The organism is Mesorhizobium sp. M0306 (assembly GCF_040321655.1).
GTDB lineage: Bacteria > Pseudomonadota > Alphaproteobacteria > Rhizobiales > Rhizobiaceae > Mesorhizobium.
Genome location: NZ_JAMYRY010000019.1, coordinates 61,633 through 83,507, shown reverse-complemented (window position 1 = coordinate 83,507; position 21,875 = coordinate 61,633). Strand labels below are relative to the sequence as shown.

The 21,875-nt window shown below is 61.9% G+C and carries 21 protein-coding genes and 1 tRNA gene; 11 read left to right on the top strand and 11 right to left on the bottom strand.

Annotated elements, in window-relative coordinates:
* Positions 1-57: 57 nt before the first annotated feature.
* The 5 genes from NKI95_RS23025 to hflX all read left to right on the top strand — a co-directional run bounded on the left by NKI95_RS23025 (position 58) and on the right by hflX (position 6,430).
* Positions 58-2,343 (top strand): sensor histidine kinase NtrY-like, encoded by a 2,286-nt coding sequence (locus tag NKI95_RS23025; RefSeq protein WP_352719498.1) that lies wholly within the window; start codon positions 58-60, stop codon positions 2,341-2,343.
* Positions 2,333-3,694, top strand: a complete 1,362-nt coding sequence (gene ntrX, locus NKI95_RS23020) for a nitrogen assimilation response regulator NtrX (protein ID WP_254817201.1) — start codon at positions 2,333-2,335, stop codon at positions 3,692-3,694. Before NKI95_RS23025 ends, ntrX begins: the two co-directional genes overlap by 11 nt.
* A gap of 89 nt (positions 3,695-3,783) precedes the next feature.
* The gene (locus NKI95_RS23015; protein WP_352719497.1) at positions 3,784-4,647 is read left to right on the top strand and encodes a D-amino-acid transaminase; all 864 of its coding nucleotides are present in this window, start codon (positions 3,784-3,786) and stop codon (positions 4,645-4,647) included.
* Between the two features lie 145 nt (positions 4,648-4,792).
* The gene (gene hfq, locus NKI95_RS23010; RefSeq protein ID WP_006202172.1) at positions 4,793-5,038 is read left to right on the top strand and encodes an RNA chaperone Hfq; all 246 of its coding nucleotides are present in this window, start codon (positions 4,793-4,795) and stop codon (positions 5,036-5,038) included.
* On the top strand, positions 5,039-6,430 hold the full coding sequence (hflX, locus tag NKI95_RS23005; RefSeq protein ID WP_352719496.1) for a GTPase HflX: 1,392 nt from the start codon (positions 5,039-5,041) through the stop codon (positions 6,428-6,430).
* A 6-nt stretch (positions 6,431-6,436) separates the two neighbouring features.
* Here hflX and mazG read toward each other — a convergent pair whose 3' ends face one another.
* Entirely contained in the window at positions 6,437-7,261 is an 825-nt protein-coding gene (gene mazG / locus NKI95_RS23000; protein WP_352719495.1) for a nucleoside triphosphate pyrophosphohydrolase, read from the bottom strand.
* A 139-nt stretch (positions 7,262-7,400) separates the two neighbouring features.
* Complete coding sequence (locus NKI95_RS22995; protein ID WP_352719494.1) at positions 7,401-8,585, bottom strand: amino acid aminotransferase; 1,185 nt, start codon at positions 8,583-8,585, stop codon at positions 7,401-7,403.
* 220 nt (positions 8,586-8,805) lie between these two features.
* Between NKI95_RS22995 and NKI95_RS22990 the strand changes: the two genes are divergently transcribed.
* Genes NKI95_RS22990 through NKI95_RS22975 form a run of 4 tightly spaced genes read left to right on the top strand, consistent with a single transcriptional unit; the run spans position 8,806 to position 11,422 of the window.
* Positions 8,806-9,336 (top strand): sigma-70 family RNA polymerase sigma factor, encoded by a 531-nt coding sequence (locus NKI95_RS22990; protein WP_502908422.1) that lies wholly within the window; start codon positions 8,806-8,808, stop codon positions 9,334-9,336.
* Positions 9,336-10,109 (top strand): anti-sigma factor family protein, encoded by a 774-nt coding sequence (locus NKI95_RS22985; RefSeq protein WP_352719492.1) that lies wholly within the window; start codon positions 9,336-9,338, stop codon positions 10,107-10,109. Before NKI95_RS22990 ends, NKI95_RS22985 begins: the two co-directional genes overlap by 1 nt.
* A 24-nt stretch (positions 10,110-10,133) precedes the next feature.
* A complete protein-coding gene (locus NKI95_RS22980) occupies positions 10,134-10,835 on the top strand; it encodes a Bax inhibitor-1/YccA family protein (protein WP_352719491.1) in 702 nt (233 codons plus the stop codon).
* Positions 10,836-10,867: 32 nt separating this feature from the next.
* On the top strand, positions 10,868-11,422 hold the full coding sequence (locus NKI95_RS22975; RefSeq protein WP_352719490.1) for a DUF2076 domain-containing protein: 555 nt from the start codon (positions 10,868-10,870) through the stop codon (positions 11,420-11,422).
* A gap of 102 nt (positions 11,423-11,524) precedes the next feature.
* Here the strand turns inward: NKI95_RS22975 and NKI95_RS22970 are convergent, their stop codons facing one another.
* From NKI95_RS22970 to NKI95_RS22930, 9 genes are all read right to left on the bottom strand, one after another.
* On the bottom strand, positions 11,525-12,115 hold the full coding sequence (locus tag NKI95_RS22970) for a hypothetical protein (protein ID WP_352719489.1): 591 nt from the start codon (positions 12,113-12,115) through the stop codon (positions 11,525-11,527).
* Positions 12,116-12,319: 204 nt separating this feature from the next.
* Positions 12,320-13,138 (bottom strand): MBL fold metallo-hydrolase, encoded by an 819-nt coding sequence (locus NKI95_RS22965; protein WP_352719488.1) that lies wholly within the window; start codon positions 13,136-13,138, stop codon positions 12,320-12,322.
* A gap of 3 nt (positions 13,139-13,141) precedes the next feature.
* Entirely contained in the window at positions 13,142-13,936 is a 795-nt protein-coding gene (locus NKI95_RS22960; RefSeq protein WP_352719487.1) for a TatD family hydrolase, read from the bottom strand.
* Complete coding sequence (gene metG / locus NKI95_RS22955) at positions 13,936-15,522, bottom strand: methionine--tRNA ligase (protein WP_352719528.1); 1,587 nt, start codon at positions 15,520-15,522, stop codon at positions 13,936-13,938. Before metG ends, NKI95_RS22960 begins: the two co-directional genes overlap by 1 nt.
* Positions 15,523-15,644: 122 nt before the next feature.
* On the bottom strand, positions 15,645-16,700 hold the full coding sequence (locus tag NKI95_RS22950) for a DNA polymerase III subunit delta' (RefSeq protein ID WP_352466178.1): 1,056 nt from the start codon (positions 16,698-16,700) through the stop codon (positions 15,645-15,647).
* Positions 16,697-17,371 carry a dTMP kinase gene (gene tmk / locus NKI95_RS22945; RefSeq protein WP_352719486.1) on the bottom strand — a complete coding sequence of 225 codons (675 nt, stop codon included), beginning with the start codon at positions 17,369-17,371 and terminating at the stop codon, positions 16,697-16,699. The genes NKI95_RS22950 and tmk overlap by 4 nt, the downstream gene beginning before the upstream one ends.
* A 64-nt stretch (positions 17,372-17,435) precedes the next feature.
* A complete protein-coding gene (locus NKI95_RS22940; RefSeq protein WP_502909229.1) occupies positions 17,436-18,596 on the bottom strand; it encodes a D-alanyl-D-alanine carboxypeptidase family protein in 1,161 nt (386 codons plus the stop codon).
* A 101-nt stretch (positions 18,597-18,697) separates the two neighbouring features.
* Positions 18,698-19,921 (bottom strand): septal ring lytic transglycosylase RlpA family protein, encoded by a 1,224-nt coding sequence (locus NKI95_RS22935; RefSeq protein ID WP_352719485.1) that lies wholly within the window; start codon positions 19,919-19,921, stop codon positions 18,698-18,700.
* Positions 19,922-20,194: 273 nt separating this feature from the next.
* Entirely contained in the window at positions 20,195-20,950 is a 756-nt protein-coding gene (locus tag NKI95_RS22930; RefSeq protein ID WP_352719484.1) for a hypothetical protein, read from the bottom strand.
* 437 nt (positions 20,951-21,387) lie between these two features.
* Between NKI95_RS22930 and NKI95_RS22925 the strand changes: the two genes are divergently transcribed.
* Both NKI95_RS22925 and NKI95_RS22920 read left to right on the top strand, forming a co-directional pair.
* Positions 21,388-21,477, top strand: a tRNA-Ser gene (locus tag NKI95_RS22925).
* 73 nt (positions 21,478-21,550) lie between these two features.
* Positions 21,551-21,811, top strand: coding sequence for a hypothetical protein (locus tag NKI95_RS22920; RefSeq protein WP_352719483.1), 261 nt, complete (start codon positions 21,551-21,553; stop codon positions 21,809-21,811).
* Positions 21,812-21,875 lie beyond the last annotated feature (64 nt).

The window sequence follows — 21,875 nt, the reverse complement described above, 5'->3', positions numbered from 1 at the left end:
ATAATCGCCACAATGCGTTGCATACATCCGACGCAATCACTGGCTCTAGACGGCGACATGGCCCTGCACGCACCGACACTGAGTAAACCGCTTTTCAGCAATACCGGCGCGCGAGACGGTCGCCGGCTGCTTGCGCTGCCCGGTGTGATCGCCGTTGCCGGTGCGCTGGTGACGGCGGCGATCTCCTTCGCCATTCTGGTTGGCGCGACGCCGATCACGCCCGACGCGAGGACGACGCTGGCGCTGATTGCGCTTAATGCGGCGTTCGTCCTGTTTCTGATCTTGCTGGTCGGCCGCGAGGTGCATCGCATTCTGATGGCACGCCGGCACGGCAAGGCTGCGTCGCGCCTGCATGTGCGCATCGTTGCGATGTTTGCACTGGTCGCCGCCATTCCCGCGATCATGGTGGCGATCATCGCGTCGATCACGCTCGACATCGGCCTCGACCGCTGGTTCGAGATCCGCACCAAGACGATCGTCAATTCGTCGTTGTCGATCGCCGACGCCTATGTGCAGGAAAACGCACGAAATCTTCAGGGCACGACGTTGTCGATGGCTTACGACCTCGACGCTTCGCGCACGCTCTACGGCCTCGATCGTACCGGTTTCCTCGACCTCATGAACAAGGAGGCGGTGGGACGCTCGCTGGCGCACGCAGCACTCATCAAGCCCGATGGTTCCTTCGTCATGAGCGCCAAGACCGACGCGGACTTTGCCATGCCGGAGCCGCCTGAGGGCGCCGTGGCAAGCGCTGCCGACGGCAAGCCGGTGCTGATAGAACCGCGCACCCGCAACATCATGGGTGCCATCGTCAAGCTGCGCGAGATCGACGGCCTCTATCTCTACACCATCCGCCTCGTCGATCCCGAGGTGATCAAGGCACGGCAGATCGTCAAATCCAACACCGCCGAATATCGAGGTCTCGAAGACAACCGCCGCACCTCGCAAGTGGCTTTCGCGCTTCCCTATCTGTCGCTGACGCTGATCATCATCCTGTCCGCCATCTGGACTGGCATTGCGGTGGCCGACCGCTTGGTGCGGCCGATTCGTCAACTCATCGGCGCGGCCGATGAGGTCGCCACCGGCAATCTCGACGTGGCCGTGCCTGTCCGCCCCTCCGATGGCGACGTGGCCTCGCTCGGCGACACATTCAACAAGATGCTGATGGAATTGAAATCGCAGCGCAACGAGATCCTGTCGGCCAAGGATCTGATCGATGAACGGCGGCGCTTTTCGGAGGCGGTGCTTGCCGGCGTCACCGCCGGGGTCATCGGCGTCGATCCATATGGCATCGTCACCATCGTCAACCGTTCGGCCGAAACGATGCTGGCCATATCCGCCACGGCAGCGCTTGGGCAGAACCTTTCCGCCGTGCTGCCGCATGTCGGCCGCGTCTTCGAGATCGGCCGCAAGTCGGGCAGGCCGGTCTATCGCGAACAGGTCACCTTCTATCGTGCCGGCACTGAACGAACCTTCAACGTGCAGATCACGATCGAAGCCGGCGACGACGGTTCGGAGGATAAATCCTATGTCGTGACAGTCGACGACATTACCGATCTGGTCCAGGCACAGCGTTCCTCCGCATGGGCCGACGTGGCGCGGCGCATTGCCCACGAGATCAAGAACCCGCTGACGCCGATCCAGCTTTCGGCCGAGCGCATCAAGCGCCGCTACGGCAAGGTCATCACCGAGGACCGTGAGGTTTTCGATCAATGCACCGACACCATCATCCGGCAAGTGGAGGACATCGGCCGCATGGTCGACGAGTTCTCGGCGTTCGCCCGCATGCCGAAACCGGAAATGAAGGCAATCGATCTGCGCGATTCGTTGCGCGAGGCCTCGTTCTTGGTCGAAGTGAGCCGCGCCGACATCACCTTCGAGCGCGTCTTCGGCAACGACCCGCTCAAAGGCACGTTCGACAGCCGCCTGATGGCGCAGGCGTTCGGCAACGTCATCAAGAATGCTGCCGAAGCAATCGACGGACTTGATGCAGAGGATCGTCCGCACGGCATAATCCGGATTCAAGCCGGGCGTCAGAATGGCGCGATTCGAATCGACGTCATCGACAACGGCAGGGGCTTGCCCCGCGAAAACCGGCAGCGCTTGCTCGAGCCTTACATGACGACACGCGAGAAAGGCACCGGGCTTGGCCTCGCTATCGTCAAGAAGATCGTGGAGGACCATGGCGGGCGACTCGAATTGCACGATGCACCAGCGGACTTCCACGATGGGCGGGGCGCAATGATCAGCATCATCCTGCCGGTTGCCGCCACCGTTCCGATACGCGGCGAGGGCAAGACGGAACACGAAAAAGAAACTGAAAAGGTCGGTAATGGCGTCTGATATTCTCATCGTCGATGACGAGGAAGACATCCGCGAACTCGTCGCCGGTATCCTGAGCGACGAAGGTCACGAAACACGCACGGCGTTTGATGCCGACAGCGCGCTGGCGGCGGTCGCCGACCGGGCACCCAGGCTGATCTTCCTCGACATCTGGCTGCAGGGCTCGCGGCTCGATGGCCTGGCCTTGCTGGACGAGATCAAGACGATGCACCCGAACCTGCCGGTGGTGATGATCTCGGGCCACGGCAATATCGAAACGGCAGTTTCGGCCATCCGCCGCGGCGCCTATGATTTCATCGAAAAGCCATTCAAGGCCGACAGGCTGATCCTCATTGCCGAACGGGCGCTCGAAACCTCCAAATTGAGACGCGAGGTTTCGGATCTCAAGCTGCGCAGCGGCGAGACTTTCGACCTCATCGGCATGTCGTCGGCAATGAGCCAATTGCGCCAGACCATCGAGCGCGTCGCGCCGACCAACAGCCGCGTCATGATCATTGGCCCCTCCGGCTCGGGCAAGGAACTGGCCGCGCGCGCCATCCACGCGCTCTCGGCGCGCAAGAGTGCACCGTTTGTGACGCTGAGCGCCGCCAACATCACCCCGGAGCGTATGGAGATCGAGCTGTTCGGCACCGAATCGAATGGCGTCGAACGCAAGGTCGGTGCGCTGGAGGAGGCCCATCGCGGCATTCTCTACATAGATGAAGTGGCCGACATGCCGCGCGAGACGCAGAACAAGATCCTGCGCGTGCTGGTCGAACAGCAGTTCGAGCGGGTAGGGGGCACCAAGCGGGTCAAGGTCGACGTGCGCATCATCTCGTCGACCTCGCAGAACCTGGAAGCCATGATCGCCGACGGCCGTTTCCGCGAAGACCTTTATCATCGCCTGGCCGTGGTTCCGGTCATGGTGCCGGGACTGGCCGAGCGTCGCGAGGACATTCCTTATCTGGTCGACAATTTCATGAAGCAGATCGCTCGCCAGGCCGGCATCAAGCCGCGCCGCATCGGCGACGACGCGCTGGCGGTATTGCAGGCGCACAACTGGCCGGGCAACGTTCGGCAGTTGCGAAACAATGTCGAGCGGCTGATGATCCTGGCGCGCGGCGACGATGTCGATGCGCCGATCACCGCCGATCTCCTGCCTGCCGAGATCGGCGACGTCATGCCGCGCACTCCAAACAAATCCGATCAGCACATAATGGCGCTGCCGCTGCGGGAAGCGCGCGAACAATTCGAGAAGGACTATCTGATCGCCCAGATCAACCGTTTTGGCGGCAACATCTCGAAGACAGCAGAGTTTATCGGCATGGAACGCTCTGCATTGCACCGCAAGCTGAAGTCGCTGGGCGTCTGATAGCCACACCAGTCGTGGCCCACGCAATTATCCGTTACGGCCGTCTTGGAATCGCATAAGAAAGCTGGGACTTCTTCCAGGGATTAGCCATGTCGCGCATTGCCTATGTGAACGGGCGCTACGTCGCTCACGCCGAAGCTTCCGTGCACATCGAGGACCGTGGCTATCAATTCGCCGACGGCGTCTACGAGGTCTGCGAGGTGGCACGAGGCTTCATCGTCGACATGCCGCGCCATCTCGCCCGATTGAACCGCTCACTTACCGAACTCTCGATCGATTGGCCGATCACGCGCGGCGTGCTGCCGCTCGTCATGCGCGAGGTGGTGCGCCGCAACCATGTCGTCGACGGCCTGGTCTATGTCCAGGTGACACGCGGTGTCGCCAGCCGCGAGTTTTTCTTCCCGCCGGCGGGCACGAAGCCGTCGCTGGTGGTGACCGCCAAAAAAGCCGATCCTGCAGCTGCCGTGAGGCGGGCCGAGAGCGGGATCCGGGTTATCACGGTGCCGGAGAACCGCTGGGATAGGGTCGATATCAAGTCGGTCGGCCTGTTGCCGAACGTGCTGGCCAAGCAGAAAGCCAAGGAAGCCGGCGCTCAGGAGGCCTGGTTCGTCGATGTCGACGGCACCGTCAAGGAAGGTGGATCGTCGAATGCCTGGATCATCACCAGGGACGGCGTGCTGGTGACGCGCCCCGCCGAGCACGGCATCCTGCGTGGCATCACCCGCACGACGCTGTTCGATGTCGCCGCCAAGCTCGGCCTGAAGATCGAAGAGCGCGGCTTTTCGGTTGCCGAAGCCAAGGCCGCGCGTGAGGTTTTCATCAGCTCCGCCACCACGATCGCCATGCCGGTGGTGGCGATCGATGGCGCTCCCGTCGCCAACGGCCACCCGGGCTCGATAACAGTTTCATTACGGCAGGCCTTTTTTGACGTTGCGGAAAAAAGTCCAGCCTGATAACCGCACAGATGGAATGAACATCAATATATCTCGTTCTGCTTGTCGTTACTGACGGCAAGATGGTGTTTGCGTGCTTGACATGTGCCGGCTAATTTGGCGCATTGGCCTGCAAACCGAAGGGGATCGGCGAAAGACAAGAACAATGGCGGAACGATCGCAAAATCTTCAGGACCTGTTCCTGAATTCAGTTCGCAAGAGCAAAAACCCACTCACCATCTTTCTCATCAACGGCGTGAAGCTGACCGGCGTGGTCACTTCGTTCGACAATTTCTGCGTTCTGCTGCGTCGCGACGGCCATTCCCAGCTTGTCTACAAGCACGCTATTTCCACGATCATGCCGAGCCAGCCGGTTCAGATGTTCGATGGTGAGGAAAGCCAGGGCGCCTGATTGGCACGCGAGAAAGACGCGGACCGCAGCGTTCGCGGAAAACCAGCACACCAGACCGGGACAGAGGCCAACGGTCCGACCCGGGCGGTGGTCATCGTGCCGGTGCTTACCCGGCAGCCGCGTGGCGACGACGATACCAATCGCCCGCGCCTGACCCGTTCTGCCGAGGCCCGTCGCGACGAGGCGGTCGGCCTCGCCAGCGCCATCGACCTTGACCTGGTCCACACGGCGGTGGTGACCGTCAACGATCCACGTCCGGCGACCTTGCTCGGCAGCGGCAAGGTCGCGGAGTTCGCCGAGATCGTCAAAGAGGGCCACGCGGAAGTGGTCATTGTCGATCATCCGCTGACCCCGGTACAGCAGCGCAACCTCGAAAAAGAGTTGAACGCCAAGGTGCTCGACCGCACCGGGCTGATCCTGGAGATTTTCGGCGAGCGCGCCCGCACCAAGGAAGGCACGCTGCAGGTCGACCTTGCCCATCTCAACTACCAGAAGGGCCGCCTTGTGCGGAGCTGGACCCACCTCGAGCGCCAGCGCGGCGGCGCCGGTTTTCTCGGCGGCCCTGGCGAGACCCAGATCGAGTCGGATCGGCGTGTGCTGCAGGACAAGATCACCAAGCTGAAGCACGAGCTCGAAACCGTGCGCCGCACCCGCGACCTGCACCGCGCCAAGCGCAAGAAGGTGCCGTTTCCGGTGGTGGCGATCGTCGGCTACACCAACGCCGGCAAGTCGACGCTGTTCAACCGGCTGACCGGAGCAGGGGTGCTGGCGGAAGACATGCTGTTTGCCACGCTCGACCCGACGCTGCGCCGCGTGCGCCTGCTGCACGGAACGCCGATCATCCTTTCCGACACGGTCGGCTTCATTTCCGACCTGCCAACGCATCTGGTCGCGGCCTTCAGGGCGACGCTGGAGGAAGTGGTCGAGGCAGACCTCGTCATTCACCTGCGCGACATCTCCGATCCCGATACGGCCGCGCAGGCCGAAGATGTCGAGCGCATCCTTGCCGATCTCGGCGTCGATGCCCGCGACAGCAAGCGCGTCATCGAAGTGTGGAACAAGATCGACCGGCTCGACGAAGGCAACCGGGCGCGGCTGCTTGCCGATGGTGCTGACGGCAAGAAGGCACCGCCGATCGCCATATCGGCGGTAACCGGCGAGGGCATCGATGCGCTGAAGGCGATCATCGAGACGATGATGTCGGGCGAACTGGAGACGTTCACTGTCACGCTCAAGCCCGACCAACTCGGCGTCGTCGACTGGCTTTACCGCAACGGCGACATCGTCTCGCGTGATGACAATGAGGATGGCAGCGTGACCATCGCGCTCAAGGCCACGCACAGCGCTCGGCAAGAGATTGAAAGCCGATTGCGTCGTCAAAACAACGGGTAGGGGCGTTTACTTCGCGCTTTTTGCCTGCTGCCAGAGCGCTTCCATCTCGTCCAGCGTCGCCTCTTCGAGGCTGTTTCCCGACGCTTGCAGCGCCTGCTCGACATAGTGGAAGCGCGACCGGAATTTTTCGTTGGTGCCGCTGAGTGCCGCTTCGGAATCAATTTTGAGGTGCCGGCCGAGATTGACGACCGCAAACAGCATGTCGCCGAACTCGTCCTTGATCGGCGCGCTGTCGCCGTTGGCCAGCGCTTCGCGCAACTCGCCGATCTCCTCCTCAATCTTTTCCAGGATCGGTGCCGCCTCGCTCCAGTCGAAGCCGACGCGGGCGGCCTTTTCCTGCAGTTTGAGCGCCCGGGTCAGCGCGGGTAGGGCGACCGGCACGCTGTCGAGAAAGCCCTTGCCATGGTCTTCCGGGTCGAGCCCACGGGCGAGGCGCGCACTGCGCTTCTCCGCCTTTTCCTCTGCCTTGATCTTTTCCCACATGCCCTTGGCCATGCCGGCGCTGCGCGCCTTTTCGTCGCCGAAAACATGCGGGTGGCGGCGGATCATTTTTGTGGTGATGGCCTTGACCACGTCACCGAATGAAAATTCGCCGGCCTCCTCGGCCATTTGCGCGTGGTAGACCACTTGCAGCAGGAGATCGCCGAGTTCATCGCGCAGATCGTCCAGGTCGCCGCGCGCGATGGCGTCCGCCACTTCGTAGGCTTCCTCGATCGTGTATGGCGCGATTGTCGAAAAATCCTGCTCGATATCCCACGGGCAGCCGGTTTCCGGTGCTCGTAGCGCGGCCATGATCTCGATCAGCCGGGAAATGTCTTTCGAGGGTTTCATCAGGCGAACGCTATCCTGTACACGGCTGTGCGGCCAACGGCTTCAGCCGGTGAGGGCGCCTTGTCCACAGATGGGCGGCCAGACCATGATACGAAAGTGGAAGCCGGTTTCCGAAAAAAGATCCTAGTTAGCAAAAGTGTCAGTCGAGCACGGAGACGATCGCCTTGGCGAGCGCATCCATGCTGTCCTCGGGCAGGCCCGCAACGTTGATGCGGCTGTCGCCGACCATGTAGATGCCATGCTCGGCGCGCAGCCGCTCGACTTGCGCTTCCGACAGGCCAAGCCGGGAAAACATGCCGCGATGGCTGGCGACGAAATCGAAACGGTCGGAGTTGGACTGCCGCCGCAGCGCCTCGGCGAACTGGACGCGCAGCCGCAGCATGCGCAGCCGCATCTCTTCAAGCTCTGCCTCCCAGTCGGAACGCAATGCGGGGTCTTCAAGCACGATGCGCACCGCCGCCGCGCCGTGGTCCGGCGGCATCGAATACATGGCGCGCGCCGCCGACAGCATCTGGCCCATCGCCAAATCCGCCTGCGCGCCGTCTTTCGCCATGATCAGCGCTGCACCGACGCGGTCGCGATAGACGGCAAAGTTCTTCGAGCAGCTCGAGGCAACCACCATTTCCGGAACTTTTGCCGCTAGCATGCGCAAGCCGGCGGCATCCGCATCAAGCCCCTCGCCAAAGCCCTGATAGGCGATGTCGACAAAGGGCAGCAGGCCGCGCTCAACGACAAGATCTGCAATGGCAGCCCATTGCGAGATGTCTAGATTGGCGCCTGTCGGGTTATGGCAACAGCCATGCAACAATACGACGTCGCCAGGATTCGCGGCTCTCAATGCATTCAGCATGTCGTCGAAGCGAACCGCACCAGAAGCAGCGTCGAAATAGGGATATTCGCGTATCTGCAGGCCAGCGGCGCGCAACACCGGCATGTGGTTCGGCCAGGTCGGATCCGACAGCCAGACCGTCGCGTCGGGGCGGGTCCTTTTCAGCAGCTCTGCCACCAGCCGCAGCGCGCCGGAGCCGCCGGGGGCTTGCGCCGCACGAATGCGCGTCATGTCGGCGGTTGGGCCGAACACCAACCTGGCCATCGCCGCGTTGAAGGCGGTATCGCCGGCAAGGCCGAGATAGGTCTTGGTATCCTGGCCTTGCAGCAGCCGCTTTTCGGCTTCGCGCACCGCGCGCATCACCGGCGTCTTGCCCTCGCGATCCTTGTAGACGCCCACCCCAAGATCGACCTTGTCGGGACGCGGATCAGCGCGATAGAGGCCGATCAAGGCAAGGATCTTGTCGGCAGGCGCGGGCTGGAGATTTTCGAACATCGATAAGGTTCCGTTGGCGGCGGAGTGATACGCAAACCAGCCGTGCTTTGCCAGCAGTTTCATATGCGCCAACTCGGCGTCGGGTTTGCCTCGAGGGCGGCCAATACTATCTGCCGCGCGAGGGCAGGCGCGATATCTCCCAGGAGAGAGCGCGGCGAGCCGCCCAAGATAAATTCGGGGAAAGCGGGATTAAAATCACGACCTGCTCCGTAAACAGGACATGAAACGGCCGATGCCACGCTTCGATATTCTGGGACAGCTCGGTTCGCTGCGCCGCTATGCACGCTCGCTGACACGCGACAGCGCCGATGCAGAGGATCTGGTGCATGATGCGCTGGTGCGTGCCTATGAGCGACGCGGCAGCTTCCGCTCCGGCGGAAACCTTCGCGTATGGCTGCTGTCGATCGTCCACAACGCGTTCATCGACGGATTGCGATCCCGCAAATCGGAAGCAATGCGCATCGAACAGGCCGGCTATCTCGCCGAGGCGAATGTCCGGGCTCCGCAGGAACATTCGGTCCGTCTGGCGCAGGTGCGCGACGCTTTTTTCAGATTGCCGGAAGAGCAACGTTGCGCGCTGCATCTCGTCGCCATCGAGGGACTTAGCTACAGCGAGGCTGCCGAGGTCAGCGGCGTGCCGCTGGGGACGCTGATCTCGCGCATCGGCAGGGCGCGTGCGGCCCTGCGCGAGATGGAGGACGCGGTGCCGGCACGCGCGAAAGGCCATCTGAAGATCGTCGGAGGTCGATGATGAACCAACTGCGCGATCCCGTGACCGACACCGATCTCGACGCCTATGTCGACGATCAGCTGGACGTGGCTCGTCGCATCGAGGTCGAGGCGTTCCTTTCGGCCCGCCCGGAAGCGGCCGCGCGGGTGATGTCCGACTTACGGATGCGTGACGAATTGCGCGTGGCGCTTGCCGGATCGAAAGGCATGGCGCGGCCCGCGACGGCCGATGCCGCACGGCGGCTGGAACGGGGATTGGCGCGCGGCCGCGTCCTTGGTGCTTTGCAGAGAGCGGCGGCAGTCGCCGTCTTCGTCGCTGCCGGCTGGCTTGCGAACGGGCTCATCGGACCGATATCGGTGACGGAAGTCGTCGCTTCGACCCATCCGCCGGCCTATGTGGAGGACGCGGTCCGGGCGCACCGCACGACGCTCGTGCGCGAGGCGATGTCGTCGCAACCCGAAGCACCCGGCTACAACGCCGACGAAATCCGCGCCGCGACTGCGATCGTGATGCCATCGCTGCCAGCGGACTGGACGGTCCGTGACGTGCAGATCTATCCATCGCAATTCGGCCCGAGCGTCGAGATGGCCGTCGAGACAAAAGAGATGGGGCTGGTCTCGCTGTTCGCCATCCGACCCGGAACATTCGATGTCGTCAAACCGACTGTCGTTCTCTCGGGCGAAGTTTCCTCGGCCTATTTCCAGATCGGCGAGGTCGCCTACGCGGTCGTCGGACGCAGCGATGTCGGCGGTCTCGATCGCACGGCCGAAGCGCTCGCCAAAACGCTTTACTGATCGACCTTCAAGAAGGAGAACCACATGAACAATCTCGGATATATCGGGGCCCGAGCCGGAGCCGTCTACGACGAAGGCCTGCGCCGGCACATGCTGCGCGTCTATAACTACATGGGCCTTGGCCTCGTCGTCACGGGCGTGATCGCGTTCGTGGTGGCTTCCACGCCCGCCCTTTACGTGCCGATCTTCTCCACCCCACTGAAATGGGTGGTGATGCTTGCCCCGCTGGCCTTTGTGCTCTTGTTCTCGTTTCGGATGCAGACGATGTCGGCAGCCGGCGCCCAGGCGATGTTTTGGGCATTCTGCGCCGTCATGGGCCTGTCGCTGGTTTCCGTGTTCCTAGTCTTTACCGGCACCAGCATCGCACGCACCTTCTTTATCGCCGCCACCATGTTCGGCGCGACCAGCCTTTACGGCTACACGACCAAACGCGACCTGACGCAGTTCTCGTCGTTCCTGATCATGGGCCTGATCGGCGTGGTGATCGCCAGCATCGTCAATATCTTCCTGGGCTCGACCGCGCTCCAGTTCGCGATCTCGGTGATCGGCATCGCCGTCTTCATCGGCCTCACCGCCTGGGATACCCAGACTATCAAGGAGCAGTATGCGGAAAACTTCGGTGCGGAATCACAGCAGAAGCTCGCTGTCTTCGGTGCATTCTCGCTCTATCTGAACTTCATCAACATCTTCCAACTGCTGTTGAACTTCACCGGCGAGCGCGAATAGCCGGCGTTGGACCAAGACCGGAGTTGGACATCATGGACAGAAACGATCAGCAAGCGATCGGACAGCTCTTCGAGAAGTTGGCGAGCGTCGAGCGCCAGGCGCCGCCGCGCGATGCCGAAGCAGAGCGCTTCATCCAGGACCAGATCATCCAGCAGCCTGGGGCGCCATATTACATGGCCCAGACGATTGTGATGCAGGAGCAGGCCCTGAACGCAGCTCAGGCGCGCATCGAAGAACTGGAAGAGCAGGCGCAGCAGCCGGCCGGCGGTGGACCGCTGAGCGGCTTCTTCGGCCGCAGCGGCGGCAGGCGCTCAGGCTCGGTTCCGCGGGTAGGGCGCACCGCCTCCGTCGCAACTGAAGGGCCGCAGGACACACCACAGCGGGCAGGCGGCGGGTTCCTTGCCGGCGCCGCGCAGACCGCGATGGGCGTGGCGGGCGGCGTGCTGCTCGGCAACGCGATCGCCGGCATGTTTGGTGGCAGCGAAGCCAAGGCAGCCGAACAGCCGACGCCGCAGCCGGACGAAGCCGATCAGGCAGGCGATGCCAGCTCCAACAATGGCGGTGACTTCGGTGATATGGAGTTCTGACGAGCGACCCAGCCTGTGCCGGTGCTGGCGCTGGTGACGATTGCCGGTCAGCATAGGCGAGGTGGCGAGGGCAACATCCGGGAAGCGAGCCCCCGCCGGCGGCTAATAGCCCAGGCGCTTCAGTTCAGTCTTGACCGCCGCGATGGTCTTGAAGCGGAAGTGCTTCGTTGTGCCATCGCGCCAATGGCAGTCGCATGTGGCATCGAACTTCCGGCTCGCTTTCAATTGAGTCAGCGCCTTCTGGCCCGGCTTGGGATCATCGAAGATGCGAACTTCGTAGAGCGTCCCTTCGACATCGTAGTGCATCTGAGCCCAGGAAAGTATCACGATCAGTTCCTTTGCCGGGTCGTGGTCGGCGTTGGCGAGGCCGAGCGCTATGTCCGGTGTGTCGCCCTCTTGTTCACCGAGCGTGACCTGGATTGCACGATACCTGTTGTCAGCTAGCCGTTGCAGCGCGACGAGCGGGCGTTCCGGATAGTCCTCAGCGGTCTGGTAATCGACAAAGAGTGTCTGGAGGCCGTTCCAGCTCACGGCTGTGGTGTGCGGATCAGCATTGTCGGCGAACCCAACAACACGTTTGGCGAAAGCCAGGTCGTTCTCGCCTAGCGCACGATCAAGGTCCTGCGCTCGCGCGCCCGTGAGCGCGCACGCGAGGGTGAGGGCAAGACTTGCAAGCAGCGGGAGTGTCTTCATGATTCGCAACCCTAGCATGCCCGTTGCCTCCTCAGCGCTATAGCGAATGTCTAAGAGTGACCGGTCTGATCTCGCCGCCAACGGATGCTATAGGCTTTAGTCGCATAAGATAGATTATGGAACTGGCGTGGCCGGTTGGATGTGGCGTGAAGATAGCACCTCGCGAGATCCAACCCGGGAACCCAGCCGTAAAAACTTGGTCCTTCACGCTGATTCGTAAGGGATTTCGATCGTCATGCCGTCATAAGCAGGCTCGACGTTGGCCGGCGTCTGGGCCATTACCGTGGCGTAGTCGAGCGGAACATGCATATGCGTCAGCACCGCGTTCTTCGGCGCTAGTCTTTCGATCCAGCCAAGCGCCTGGCCAAGCGACAGATGGCTCGGGTGGACGGTGTATTGCAGCGCGTCGATGACGAGCATGTCCAGCCCGCGCAAACGCTCGGCCGTCGCGTCCGGAAAGTCGCTGACGTCAGGGCAATAAGCCAGCCCGCCGATGCGGAAACCCAGCGAGGTGATGTCGCCATGGAGCTGCAGCAGCGGTTCGAGGGTGAGGGCGCCGCCCTCGCCTTCGATCACCACCGGCCTGTGGTGGTCGATGATATGGGCGTCGACGATCGGCGGATACGAACTGCCTTTCGGTGTTTCGAAACAGTAGCGGAACGCCTCGCGTAGGCGCAGCATGGTGGCCTGATCGGCATGGATGTCGATCCGGTGGCGCTGCTCGAGCACGAAGCCGCGCAAATCGTCTATACCGTGGATATGGTCGGCATGCGGATGTGTATAGACCACCGCATCGATGCGCTTGACCGATGCCAGCAGCATCTGCTCGCGGAAATCCGGGCCGGTGTCGATGACGACCGTGGTCCGGGCGCCATTCGCCGCGATCCGCTCGACGAGCGCTGCGGTGCGCGTGCGCCGGTTCCGGGGGTTCGCGGGATCGCAATTGCCCCAGTCGCCGGTGATGCGTGGCGTGCCCGGCGATGAGCCGCAGCCGAGGACGGTAAGACGCAACCGGTCGCTCATGCGTCAGGCGCCCGGCGCGCTCGGGCGCGGCATTTTCCTGAATAGCCGGAAGAAATTATCCGTGGTGATACCAGCGATCTCGGCCTCGCGGACGCCGATCGTCTCGGCCAGTATCTTGGCTGTATGCGCGACGTAGGCAGGCTCATTGCGCTTGCCGCGAAACGGTATCGGCGCAAGGTATGGCGCGTCGGTTTCGACCAGCAGACGGTCGCGCGGCACATCGGCGGCGACGGCGCGCAACTCGGCGGAGTTCTTGAAGGTCAGGATGCCGGAAAAGGAAACGTAGCCGCCGAGCGCCACACCGATCTCGGCCAGCCTGCGTCCGGACGAAAAACAGTGCAGGATGAAGGGGAAGGCGCCCTTCCCTGTTTCTTCTTCGAGGATATCAGCCATGTCATCGTCGGCGTCGCGCGAATGGATGACCAGCGGCAGACCGGTCACGCGCGCCGCGGCGATGTGTGTGCGAAATCCCTGTGCCTGTGCATCGCGCGGCGCATGATCGTAGAAATAATCGAGCCCGGCCTCGCCGATCGCCACCACTTTTCGATGAGCGGACAGCCGCACCAGGTCATCGACAGTCACATCAAGCTCTTCAGCCGCATTGTGCGGATGGGTGCCCACCGAGCAATAGACCTCATCGAAAGTCTCGGCAATCTCAAGCACTTGGCTAAATCGCTTCACTCTCGTCGAGATCGTCACCATTCGGCCGATGCCGGCCGTAAGGGCGCGGGCGACGATGGCCGCCCGCTCTTCGGCGAAATCCGGAAAGTCGAGATGGCAGTGACTGTCGACCAGCATCAGGCGCTTGTATCCGTTTGCTCGACATAACGTGGAAATACCGGTTCCGGCGCCGGCAGCGCCGTGCCGGATACCAGCGCATGGCCTTCCGCGACATGCTCGAAATTACGGCTGCTGGCCGGCACCGCCAAAAGGTCTAGCAGCTTTGCCGCCGACTGCGGAATGAAGGGCTGGCACAGCAACCCGACACGCCGGATCACCTCAGCGGTCGTCCACAGCACCGTTTCCATGCGCGCCGGATCGGTCTTCTTCAGCGCCCATGGCTCCTGCCCAGCGAAATAGCGGTTGGCTTCGGCCACCACGCCAAAGATCGCCGCCAGAGCAAGGTGGATGCCCTGGTCGGCCATCGTCCTGCGCGCCGTGACAAGGGCGGTATCTGCCTGATCGAGGATCGCTTTGTCGGCATTACTCGATTCGCCGCGCTTAGGCACCGCGCCGCCGCAGTTCTTGGCGATCATCGACAGCGAGCGCTGCGCCAGATTGCCGAGATCGTTGGCGAGGTCGGCATTGGTGCGGTTGACGATTGCCTCATGGCTGTAGCTGCCGTCCTGGCCGAACGGCACTTCGCGCATGAAGAAATAGCGCACCTGGTCGAGGCCGTAGTGCTCGATCATCGCGAACGGGTCGACGACATTGCCGACCGACTTCGACATTTTCTCGCCACGGTTGAACAGAAAACCATGCGCGAACACGCGCTTCGGCAATTCGATGCCGGCCGACATCAGGAATGCCGGCCAGTAGACCGCGTGGAAGCGGATGATGTCCTTGCCGATGACGTGGACGTTCGCCGGCCAGAAAGACCATCTCTCATTGGCCGGATCCGGATAACCGGCCGCGGTGATGTAGTTGGTTAGGGCATCGACCCAGACATACATCACATGCTTCTCATCGCCGGGCACCGGCACGCCCCATTTGAATGTGGTGCGCGAGATCGACAGATCCTTCAGGCCGGATTTGACAAAGCTGATGATTTCATTGCGCCGCTCCGCCGGTCCGACGAATTCGGGGCTGTTCTCGTAGAGCGCGAGCAGTCTGTCCTGATAGGCGGAAAGGCGGAAGAAATAGCTCTCTTCCTCGGTCCATTCGACAGGCGAGCCGAGCGGTTCGCGGCGCACGCCGTCGTCACCGACCTTGGTTTCGGCCTCGTCGAAATAGGCTTCCTGCCGCACCGAATACCAGCCGCTGTAGCGGTCGAGGTAGATGTCGCCATTCTCAGCCATGCGCGTCCAGATCGCCTGGCAGGCCTTGTAATGACGCTCTTCGGTGGTGCGGATGAAAACGTCGTTCGAGCAACCAGTCGCTTCGAGCATCGAGCGGAAGATCGCCGAGTTGCGATCGGCAAGCGCTTTCGGCGTTAGGCCTTCGGCGTCCGCCGTCTGCTGCATCTTCAAACCGTGCTCGTCGGTTCCCGAGACGAAGAAGACGTCCTTGCCATCGAGCCGCTGAAAGCGGGCCAGTGTGTCGCTGGCGATGACATTGTAGGCATGGCCGATATGCGGCTTGCCGTTCGGATAGAAAATCGGCGTCGTGACGTAGTATTTTTCGCGTGCCATGGATGAGCCGTCATGAATGTCTGAATGAAAGATGTCGCGGTGAGATATCGCATCGAAACGGCAATTGCCATCCGACGCCAATGTGGTGGCTTTCGAAGTTCCTGCGATTGATTGGGAATCAATACTCAGGGGCTTCAAAGCCACGCCAGCGGCCGTCACATTCGCATTGCAGAATTCAGGCGGTCGATCATGGTCAGGGCGTGCTGCTTTTTGTCGAGATTGTAGGTCTCGGTTTCAGATATAGCGTTCAAAGCCTCGTGCCAAGTATCCGATAGCGTTTTGGCCCGCGCGAGATCGCCGGCGAGCGCGGCCTGGCTGGCGCCGGCCGACAGCAGATCAAGCGCGCGGCGATTGAATATCTCGAACGGGATCGCCTGGTCGCGGCCGGCGACCGCCTCGGCAAGACGGTAGGCGCCTGCGACATCTATCTTCTTGGACATCACCAGAGCGTCGAGGGTGGCGGCGATTTCAAGCCCGCCATACTGCGTCAACAGGATCGCATTGCGCGCGCTGCCCCCTGCCCGCTGCGCCAGCGCCGCGCGCGCCGCAGGATCCTCCGGTGGCGGCGGCTCGATGCCCTCCAGAACCGTCATCAAGCTCTCGGCATCGAGCGGCGCCAACCGCACCATCTGGCAGCGCGACCGGATCGTCGGCAGCAGACTGCCCGGCGCATGGACGATGAGGATGAACAAGGTGCGCGCGGGTGGCTCTTCAAGATTCTTCAGCAAGGCATTGGCAGCATTGGTGTTCATGTCGTCGGCGGGATCGACGATAACCACCCGGTAGCTGCCGTCGTGCGAGGTCAGCGACAGAAAACGGCTGACCTTGCGGATTTCGTCGACCGTGACCACCGTCTTGAAGCTCCTGGTCTTGTCGTTCGCGGGGCGTGTAAGATGCAGCACCGAAGGATGTGCCCCGGTGGCGATCTGGCGAAACAGCGACGAAGCCGGATCTGGAACGGCAAGGCTTTCCGGCGCCTGCTCGAAGGCCGGGTGCTTCAACAGATGATGCGCCAGGTGAAAGGCCAGCGTCGCCTTGCCGATGCCAACCGGTCCGGCAAAGATCAGTGCGTGCGGTAGCTTTCCCGAGCGATAAGCAGTGGCGAGCATGTTGGCCGCCTGCAGGTGACCGACAAGACGCGGCGTCTCGGATGGCTCGGGCACTCCGTCCAGCGTGTCGTGCTGTTCGGGCGCGATGCGTTCGAAAATCATGCCGGCGCCGCCTGCCTTCTTTGCGCCGGCATCATCCTCTCGAGAGCCGTGAAGACCGTGGCGGTAACGACATGCTCCACCGCATCTAGGTCGGCTGACGCATCGACGACGACGCAGCGTTCGGGTTCAGCTGCGGCGATCGCGAGAAACGCCTCGCGCCGACGTTGGTGGATGGCCAATGTTTCCTTCTCGAAGCGGTCCGGTCCGTCAGTGCTGCCCCGCCGGGCGGTAGCGCGCCTCAGGCCCTCGGCGGGGTCGATGTCGAAGATCAGTGTCATGTCCGGCACCATGCCATTGATGGCGACCTTCTCCAATGCGTCCATGAATGCCGGGTCGAGGCCGCCGGTGACGCCCTGGTAGACGCGCGAGGAATCCATGAAACGATCGCAAAGTACGACCGAACCGCGATCGACCGCCGGCCGGATGACCTGTTCGACATGGTCGGATCGCGCTGCGGCGAAAAGCAGAGCTTCCATCTTGGGGCCGAACGGCTCGGCTGCGCCTGAAAGCAGGACATGCCTGACCGCCTCCGCGCCCGGCGAGCCACCCGGCTCACGTGTCACCAGCACGTCGTATTTCTTGGCGCGCATCTTCTTTGCCAGCCGCTCGATCTGCGTCGACTTGCCTGCTCCTTCGCCGCCTTCAAAAGTGATGAAAAATCCGCGCGCCAAAGCCTTTGTCCATACTTCGGGGACCGTATAGTCCCGGCGGGAAAAAAGGTCCACCGCGACGGTGCTAACGCAGCCAGCCGACGGCCAGTTCCTTGGCGGCATCGAGCGCGCGCTGCGGCAGCGAACCGACACCGATCGACTCGGCGGCAAACAGCGGCGTCTCCTGGCTCAGCGTATCGCCGATCCAGACGCGCAGCGCACCCACCGGCTGCCCCTCCTCCACCGGCGCTGCCACCGGTCCGTCATAGACGATCCTGGCGGTGAGCTTGTCGCGGTTGGTGATCGGCAGGAATATCTGCACCGGTCCTTTTGCCCTTAACGCGACACCGGACTTGGCGCCGCCAAAGACCTGGGCTTCGCCAACCACTTCGTCCTTGGCGAATATTTCAGTCTTCTCGAAGGAGCGAACGCCCCAGTCGAGCAGCTTTCGCGCTTCCTCAGCACGCTCGCGGTCGTTTGCCAGGCCGCTCATCGCCGCGATCAACCTTGTGCCATTGTGGCTGACCGAGCCGACGATGCCGAAGCCGGATTGCTCGCTGGCGCCGACCGAGAGGCCGTCGGCGCCTATATCCATGGCCAGAAGCGGATTGCGGTTCCTCTGGGAAATCTTGTTCCAGGTAAAATCCTTCTGGCCGTAATAGCGGTAGAGATCCGGGTAGCTGCGCCAGATATGCAGGGCCAGAAGCGCGAGTTCGCGAACGCTCGTTTGCTGCCCATCGGCCGGCAGACCGGTGGCATTGACGAAGGTCGATTTCTGCAAGCCGATCTGGCGGGCACGCTCGGTCATCTGCGCCGCGAAGTTTGCCTCGGACCCGGCCATCCCTTCAGCGATGACGATACAGCCGTCATTGGCCGCCTGCACTGTCACGCCCTGGATCAGGTCTTCCAGCCGGATCGTCGACTTGAGCTTGGCGAACATGGTCGATGTCCCCGAAGGAGCGCCGCCTTTGCGCCAGGCGTTCTCGCTCACCACGAAGGTGTCGTCGAGCGTCATGCGCCCTGATTTGATGGCGTCGAAGACCACTTCCATCGTCATCAGCTTGGCTAGCGAGGCCGGCGGGATCAACCTGTCGGCGTCCTTCGAAAACAGCACGGTTCCGGTTTCGGCATCGATCATGAAGGCCTGCGCGGCCTTGGTCTCGAAAAGCTGTGCTGAGGCCGGCGCAAGCGAGAGCAGCAGCAGGCCGAGCGCCATAAGCCCGGTGAAAGGGTAAAAAAATTTCATCAGGTTCGACCAGTGAGCCGGCGCTTTTGCAAGTTGGCAGAAGCTATCAGGCTTTTGCCTGGCGGATCAATCGCGCACGAAAAAACCAGGCAGCCCCGAGCTCAGTTGCGTACAGCAAGCGCATCCGGCGCACCATGCGACCACGCTGCCTGCAGCATCTCGTCCAGGCTGCCACGGCCGTCGGCAAAGAGGTTGACCGAGAACCAGTCCTTGCCTTCAAGTTCCGAGCGCTGGATCTCGGTCTTGCCGAAGCTGGAAAGCTGGGCCGCCACACGCTCCGCTTCGGCGGAATCCTCGAACGAACCCGCCGCGACATAGTCCGTGGGCGACCCGGTTGGAGGAGCTTGCCGCTTCCACGATTGAAGAATTTCGGCGGGCGACATGCCGGCGCCATCCAGCCCGGCAAACGCGTTGGAGGCGCGCTGCACGCGCTCGTCCGCGTAAGACAGCGACGCCACGGTGAACGGCGATTGCGCCGGCAGGTTGATCTCCGGACGCTCGGGCACGATCGGGCCGAAATCGGGCAGTACAATGTCTCCCGAAGCAGATGCTTGCACCGCCATGACAGGCCCTGCATCGGATCCCTGCCCGGAATTCGTCAGCTGACCGGGGAACGGCACGGCAGCAGCGCTCACCGGCAGGCTTGGCGACGGCCCATTCATCGCGACCATGACACCGCTGGGCAGACCGTCCGACGGATCCGGCGCCCTGTTGCCTGGACGATACGAAGCCATAAGATACTGCCCGTCATTGCCTTCGAGCGGCGCACGGCCGACATATTCGACCTTCACCTCGGCCGTACCGATATTGGCATAATCGAGCATTTCAGCAGCGCGCTTCGACACATCGATGATGCGTCCATCGTGATAGGGTCCGCGATCGTTGACGCGCACAATCACCGAGCTGCCGGTCTTCATGTTGGTGACCCGCGCATAGCTCGGCAGCGGCATGGTCGGATGCGCCGCCGTCAGATCTGCCATGTCGTAGACTTCGCCGTTGGCGGTCAACCGGCCGTGGAACGCCTCACCGTACCAGGACGCGAGGCCAACCTTGGCGTAACGTTTGTCTTCCTTCGGATAATACCATTTGCCGCGCACCTGATAGGGCTTGCCGAGTTGATCGCGTCCCCGAGACGTTTTGAACATCACGCGCGGGCTGGCTTTCACGCCATACTCGGCTTCGGAAAAATATTCCTTGGAGCGAGGTTTCTTGTTGATCATCGCCTTTTGCTGCGGCCCGGCACATGCCGCAAGAAAGGCTGCCGACAAGGCAAACAACGCGAAAGCGGAAGCGCGACGAAGACGCGGGCGCGCCGTGGTCTGCATATTTTGATTGTCCCCTATAGCATCGACGAAGGTACCGCAGCATGAACGTCAGCGGTGCCAAAGCACCCACTCCAGAAACGCCGGCGACGCCCTACCCCAATCCTTTTTGTGCGCAGGAATTGTTTATCACCGTATTAACGGATTGTGGTCGGAACCGGGCGAGATTGTGGCGCGGACCGTCTCGCCGGTCGACATGAAAGTCATCGCTGATCGATCAGCAACGCCGTACACGGCGCGCTTTGCCCTTGCCTTGGCCTGGCTGCCAGCGCAGATTCAGGGACCGAAGATCACAAGCTCGGTGAACGTCAGATCTCCAGGTGCGGGTGGTCTGGGACCCTTGAAGTATTTCGGCCCCTTGTTGGGCCGGTACCATCCCACCAAACCTGGAATCGGCTCCTTGGCGTCGACAAAGCAAACCAGGATTCCGCTTCGCAAGAGAAAGCGCCCCATCGCACCGGCGCAACGGCTCAAATCTGCGAGCGAGCGGCAATAGATGACCTGATGGCACCGGACAACACCGTGCAACATTCGGCGCGGCATCAACACCAGGGGGAACGCTGCTCCGTCGCAAATGCAGATCAACGACAGGCAGCCCAGCGCGACGTGTTCCGAGAGTATGTATCTCTCATTCTCGGGCAGCATCGCCAATTCCGGAAGACCGGGACGCACTTCGAGCACGCGACTTGACCGCTGCGCCGAACTTAAAGCCGGCAAGAAGGTAAATTGTCCACTGGAGAAGAGCCGAAAGCCAAGCGCCCGGTTGGCTTTCAACGTCGCTTGTGCCGGCGAAATGTTCGTGTAGGTCACGTCCTTCCGCTTGAGAACCGCCGCAACCAACATGGCACCATAGGGACGGAATTCTGCATCGACTGACCAGCTTGAAAGATTGCAGCGGATTTCCTCGCTCTCCGACCCTTGATAGCGAGCATAAAGGGTGAGCACAACGCCGACGATCCGACCGGCATGCTCCAAAGCAAAGCCATATTGTGGGAACTCGGCAATCGCAGGCCGCTGCGACAAACGGGTCAAAGCCTGGATCCAGTAACTCCGGTTACGCGCCGGAAAGCCTCTGCACAGGCAATCGACCACCCCCTCCCAGTCGGTTTCGCGGATTGGTCTACAGCGGAGACCGGGCGGGAGAGCGCCAAGTACGGCCAAAATCAACTCCAGAATACGATTTTACTTACATGTGCCTAATGCGCCCAACATATCAGCGCGCAACGATTAATAGTCCGTGCGGGTTTTAAAAACGATTTTCCACACCCAGCACAAACACAGCTCGCCATGACGCTGCTCACCGTCCTGGATCGCGCCGAAAGCTGCGGCCGCCACGGTTGACTTGGTGTTGAATGCGGCTTTAGAGGAATGAAGCGCGAACCGGTCGGGGAACGTCCTGGTGCCAATCCGGTACCGATTGCTCGAACCCGCTCCTCTCGCGATATCCTAAGTGATTGAAAAATCACCTTGGAGGGATGGCCGAGCGGTTTAAGGCACCGGTCTTGAAAACCGGCGTGGGTGCAAGCCCACCGTGGGTTCGAATCCCACTCCCTCCGCCATTTTGAAGCCAATTTCTTCGTTCCTGCGCGCACGACGTCGAGTTTCCGGGCGCAAGGCGGACCACCGCCCGCCATGAGCGCCACCGCATTCGCCGGCGCACTCGATGTGGTCGACAACATCCGGCCATTCTACACCGACAGCAGCATGAAAACGCTGAAGCCGATGCCGGAATTCAAGGTTGTCTTCATGGCCATGCCGAAAGCCCAGCGCAACATGATCCAGCGCAACATGATCCAGCGCAACATGATGATGAGAGAATGCCAAGATGCGGCCCAGGGCAAGCCTTACGCGGAGTTCTGCGGCGACGTGAATGCACTGGCCGGAATGAAGTAGCCGCTCCTGATCCCCAATCGGGAATGAATACTATCGAATGCATGGATGATGGCGAGCGGTGCCC

What these genes read in the sequence shown, in the direction of transcription:
- NKI95_RS23025 (WP_352719498.1), top strand. Translation starts at nt 58, where the DNA reads ATGGCCCTGCACGCACCGACACTGAGTAAACCGCTTTTCAGCAATACC.
- ntrX (WP_254817201.1), top strand. Translation starts at nt 2,333, where the DNA reads ATGGCGTCTGATATTCTCATCGTCGATGACGAGGAAGACATCCGCGAA.
- NKI95_RS23015 (WP_352719497.1), top strand. Translation starts at nt 3,784, where the DNA reads ATGTCGCGCATTGCCTATGTGAACGGGCGCTACGTCGCTCACGCCGAA.
- hfq (WP_006202172.1), top strand. Translation starts at nt 4,793, where the DNA reads ATGGCGGAACGATCGCAAAATCTTCAGGACCTGTTCCTGAATTCAGTT.
- mazG (WP_352719495.1), bottom strand. Translation starts at nt 7,261, where the DNA reads ATGAAACCCTCGAAAGACATTTCCCGGCTGATCGAGATCATGGCCGCG.
- NKI95_RS22995 (WP_352719494.1), bottom strand. Translation starts at nt 8,585, where the DNA reads ATGTTCGAAAATCTCCAGCCCGCGCCTGCCGACAAGATCCTTGCCTTG.
- NKI95_RS22990 (WP_502908422.1), top strand. Translation starts at nt 8,806, where the DNA reads ATGAAACGGCCGATGCCACGCTTCGATATTCTGGGACAGCTCGGTTCG.
- NKI95_RS22985 (WP_352719492.1), top strand. Translation starts at nt 9,336, where the DNA reads ATGAACCAACTGCGCGATCCCGTGACCGACACCGATCTCGACGCCTAT.
- NKI95_RS22980 (WP_352719491.1), top strand. Translation starts at nt 10,134, where the DNA reads ATGAACAATCTCGGATATATCGGGGCCCGAGCCGGAGCCGTCTACGAC.
- NKI95_RS22975 (WP_352719490.1), top strand. Translation starts at nt 10,868, where the DNA reads ATGGACAGAAACGATCAGCAAGCGATCGGACAGCTCTTCGAGAAGTTG.
- NKI95_RS22970 (WP_352719489.1), bottom strand. Translation starts at nt 12,115, where the DNA reads ATGAAGACACTCCCGCTGCTTGCAAGTCTTGCCCTCACCCTCGCGTGC.
- NKI95_RS22965 (WP_352719488.1), bottom strand. Translation starts at nt 13,138, where the DNA reads ATGAGCGACCGGTTGCGTCTTACCGTCCTCGGCTGCGGCTCATCGCCG.
- NKI95_RS22960 (WP_352719487.1), bottom strand. Translation starts at nt 13,936, where the DNA reads ATGCTGGTCGACAGTCACTGCCATCTCGACTTTCCGGATTTCGCCGAA.
- NKI95_RS22950 (WP_352466178.1), bottom strand. Translation starts at nt 16,700, where the DNA reads ATGATTTTCGAACGCATCGCGCCCGAACAGCACGACACGCTGGACGGA.
- NKI95_RS22940 (WP_502909229.1), bottom strand. Translation starts at nt 18,596, where the DNA reads ATGAAATTTTTTTACCCTTTCACCGGGCTTATGGCGCTCGGCCTGCTG.
- NKI95_RS22935 (WP_352719485.1), bottom strand. Translation starts at nt 19,921, where the DNA reads ATGCAGACCACGGCGCGCCCGCGTCTTCGTCGCGCTTCCGCTTTCGCG.
- NKI95_RS22920 (WP_352719483.1), top strand. Translation starts at nt 21,551, where the DNA reads ATGAGCGCCACCGCATTCGCCGGCGCACTCGATGTGGTCGACAACATC.